Annotated in this window: 1 protein-coding gene and 1 pseudogene; both read right to left on the bottom strand. The window is 69.4% G+C overall.

Going from position 1 to position 1,001, the window contains the following annotated elements; genetic code table 11:
• On the bottom strand, positions 1 to 666 hold a 666-nt coding region (surE, locus tag HC022_RS27440; protein ID WP_167454480.1), incomplete at its 3' end, for a 5'/3'-nucleotidase SurE.
• Positions 667 to 866: 200 nt separating this feature from the next.
• Positions 867 to 1,001: pseudogene (locus HC022_RS29560) on the bottom strand (oxidoreductase); the annotation flags it as partial.

Raw genomic sequence — 1,001 nt, 5'->3', positions numbered from 1 at the left:
GACGCGTTGGTCGCCGCCACGGATCCACAGGAAGCGGCGCCCCGAGGGCGAGAGATGCGGCTCGGTGGTGAAGCAGGTGCCGCGGCGCTTGCCCTGCGGTACCATCCGCGTGCCCTTCACCCGCGCGGCGGGCACCGGCGGGAAGTTCACGTTCCAGAACAGCGGGTAGTCGCCGCCACTTGCGGGCGTCAGCGCGAGGATCCGGCGAATGACCTCGGCGCCATGGGTGGCGGAGGCCTCGAAGGGAGTCGGCAGATCGTGGGTCTCCGGCCCGAGGAACTGAGACAGGGCGATGCTGGGGATGCCCTGCAGCGAGCCCTCCATCGCGCCGCCCAGCGTGCCCGAGTAGAGCGCGTTCTCGGCCGAGTTGTTGCCGCGGTTCACGCCCGAAAGCACGAGATCCGGCGCCGTGTCGGACATGACGTCATGGATGCCCGCGAGCACGCAATCGGCGGGACTGCCCTCGGCCGCCCAGCGGCGCGGGCCCATCTCGGTGACCATCATCGGGTGGGTGTAGCTGATGCAATGGGCGACGCCCGATTGCTCGAAGGCCGGGGCAACGGTCCAGACCTCGCCCTCGGGGCCAGCGATATCGGCGGCGATGGCCTCGAGCACCTTCAGCCCGGGGGCGCTGATGCCGTCGTCATTGGTGATCAGAATACGCATGGAACCCCCTGTCTTTCGGCCTGAATAGGCAATGTGGCAGGACGGGGCAAGGCGGCTGAGACCGATGCCGCCAAGAGCGTTGCGGAACTGTCAGCGCAACCGCAGGGCGCCGCATTTGTCACCGGCAGTGGGGCTTGGCGCGCCTCCCCGCGAAGAGGCGGCAGGATGTGGCGCGCCTCCCCGAGAGGAGGCGCCGTGGCTCAGCCGAGCTCGAGCTCCGCCAGAAGCCGCGCGGCCTCGGCGTAGGGGCTGGTGAGCACTGACTTGTCCTCGCCCGGGTGGAACCGCATCCGGGTGGTGGTGTTCATCGGCACGGGCGTCACGATGTCGACCCA

It is taken from the genome of Salipiger sp. HF18, assembly GCF_011806505.1.
Taxonomy (GTDB): Bacteria; Pseudomonadota; Alphaproteobacteria; order Rhodobacterales; family Rhodobacteraceae; genus Salipiger; species Salipiger thiooxidans.
Note: the sequence above shows the minus strand (reverse complement) of the source record. Positions and strands in the feature narration are given on the sequence as shown.